The organism is Bartonella sp. AA97HXZ (assembly GCF_042196985.1).
In the GTDB taxonomy this organism is placed as follows: Bacteria; Pseudomonadota; Alphaproteobacteria; order Rhizobiales; family Rhizobiaceae; genus Bartonella.
In genome coordinates, this window is record NZ_JBHIRC010000053.1 from 1 (window position 1) to 2,667 (window position 2,667).

Annotated in this window: 1 protein-coding gene; it reads left to right on the forward strand. The window is 38.6% G+C overall.

Going from position 1 to position 2,667, the window contains the following annotated elements; translation table 11 throughout:
* Positions 1-245: 245 nt before the first annotated feature.
* A partial coding sequence (locus ACFINE_RS09510; RefSeq protein ID WP_375621866.1) for an autotransporter outer membrane beta-barrel domain-containing protein occupies positions 246-2,667 on the forward strand: 2,422 nt, incomplete at its 3' end.

Consider the following 2,667-nt stretch of genomic DNA (forward strand, 5'->3'; position numbering starts at 1 on the left):
TGTCACTTATCAGCATAGATTTAAGAAAATTGGTTTTTCTGGAACGAGTTTCTCTGCTGGATTGCGCCACCTTTTTTAGCGATACATAAACTATATAGTAACTTATATATAAGTATATATTATTGTATTAAGTATTAAATTAAATATTTCATTTTATATTTATTGTATTTTGAGAAATTTATTAGCTTAATATAGATATTATTCTTCAATGAATAGAAGTAGGGGAATAGGAGGCGGCAAGAGTTATGATTTATGTATTTCATAAATATGTATTTTTATGCAACGTTACAACAGCTATTCTTTATTTTTTGCAGGTTACGTATGTTAATGCTGCAGGATCTTCAAGTGATGCAGGAGGGGCATTTTATAAATGCGATGATAGAAAAACACACTTTCTCGCAGATAAAATCTATTACTTAAAAAGTTCTCAAGAGACGTCTGCTCATATTGCACCTATTGCAGCTATATATGTAGAAAAAGCAGGCACTATTGTTAATGCCTCTCAGATAACAGTTTTTGGCGATGATCCAGATAAAATATCTGCGTATGGGGCGTATGTAAGAAATGGTGGAAAAATTAATTTAATAGCTTCAGATTTTAAGAATATACCTGCTCTTCGTGCTCAAAATGCCGTTATTAGCATGACAGTAGGGGAAATTAAGGGGACTTCACATGCTATTTATGCATGGGGGAGAGGAACGGATATTGCTTTAGTGAGTGTGAATATCAATATTGAGCCAGATAATTTGAATGTAAAAGGGATCGGTATTATGAGTGGTTTTGATGCAATGGTTAAAATGACAGACGGTACCGTTAATTTTAACCAGATTGGCTCATTTTCAACTCGATTTGGGGGGCATTATATTCTTGATACTATGGGGATTACGGGGCAAGGAAGGAGGGAGGAAACTTTAACAGATGGTGATGGAGCTATGGGGGTATTGCCAGAAGCTTTTGAGGTTTTTCAAGGTGGTGACGTTCATTTGAAAAACAATTTTATTCAGCTGAATCATATGCATGCATTCTTGATGAAAAACTTTTCAGGTTATGTAAATGATAATGGTAAGTTAATTCAAAAATATATTTCACCAGATGGCTTTAAGAATACAAATATTAAGATAGAAAAAAACAATATTTCTGTTCAGGGTGAGGGAGTATATGGACTGTGCTTTAATGTTTTAGCTCCAGAAGAACTTGCTAAAATGTTGAGGCAACGAGATGATGAAAAAATTTTAGAAACCAAAAAAGTTATCACGGGGAGGGCATTTGTTTATTTATCAGAGACAAATATGACAGTTCCAGACGGGATTGCGATTTATGCGAAGGGGAATAAAGACTATGAAGTAAAAGGCACTCTTGAATTATCGGATGAAACAAAAATCTCTGGTGATTTGTTGCTAAAAGCTAAAAATAATGCTTCTCTATTGGTGAAAGCAAACGCTTCCTCTCTTATAGGAGGTACGCGTGTTGAGGGTAGATCGGTTATTGATTTAGAGTTAATTCGTTATTCAAAATGGTATCTTACTAAAAGTAAAAACAACGGTTTACAGGAATCTGTTTCATCGCTTTCTTCTCTAAGTCTTTCCAATAGCACATTGATCTTTGATGAAGACAGTGGTTATCAAACGCTACGCATTGGAAAAAAAGCAGATATAGGTGCAGGAGATAAAATTCTCGCATCAAAAGATAAAAAAGTCTACAGTGCCGAGGGAAACGCTCAGATTAGGTTGAATGCATTTTTGAATGATGAGGGTTTGTTTAATCCCCAAAAGACGGATCGCATATTGATCTATGGGGATGTTTCTGGAACGACATTCGTTCATGTGCAAAATTTTCCAAAATATGCAAGTAAAGAAGTCTATGAGGGAAAAGATCAAAGCATTTCACTCATTCAAGTTGCTGGAACAGCGCAGGCAGGTTCTTTTCGACTCGCCAATGGTTATGATGATTATACTACGGTGAAAGGTTTTCCTTATCAATATCGTATTCGTGGTTATGGTCCAGGTTCGCCCTTTGGAGAAGCAGATGCTACGCAAAGATTAGTGGAAGGTGAGGGGGAATTTTGGGATTTCCGACTCGAAGGGGTTTATATTTCTTCTAGAATAGGTTCTTATAATGGTCCATTTGGTAAACCTTCTTCATTATCTCATCCTGTTAATCCTCCATCTTCTCCCCCCAATTCACTTTCTACGTCGTTGATATCTGATTCTCCTTCTTCTACGTCCTCTGCTCTTGTTGATCCTCCCCCTTCCGATCCACTTTCTACGTCGTTTATGTCTGACCCTCCTTCTTCTACGTCCTCTGATTCTGTCGATCCTCCCCCTCCCGATCCACTTTCTACGTCGTTTGTGTCTGACCCTCCTTCTTTTACGTCCTCTGCTCCTGTCGATCCTCTCCCTCCCGATCCATTTTCTACGTCGTTTGTGTCTGACCCTCCTTCTTTTACGTCCTCTGCTCCTGTCGATCCTCTCCCTCCCGATCCATTTTCTACGTCGTTTGTGTCTGACCCTCCTTCTTCTACGTCCTCTGATCCTGTCGATTCTCCACGCCCTGATCCACTTTCTATGTCGTTGCCATCTGAGCCCTCTGCTCCGGAGGACACTTCATCTCTGGATACTGTTTCTCCTCCTTCTGTCCCTGTTGAACCAAAGCCTTCTCAGTCCTCTG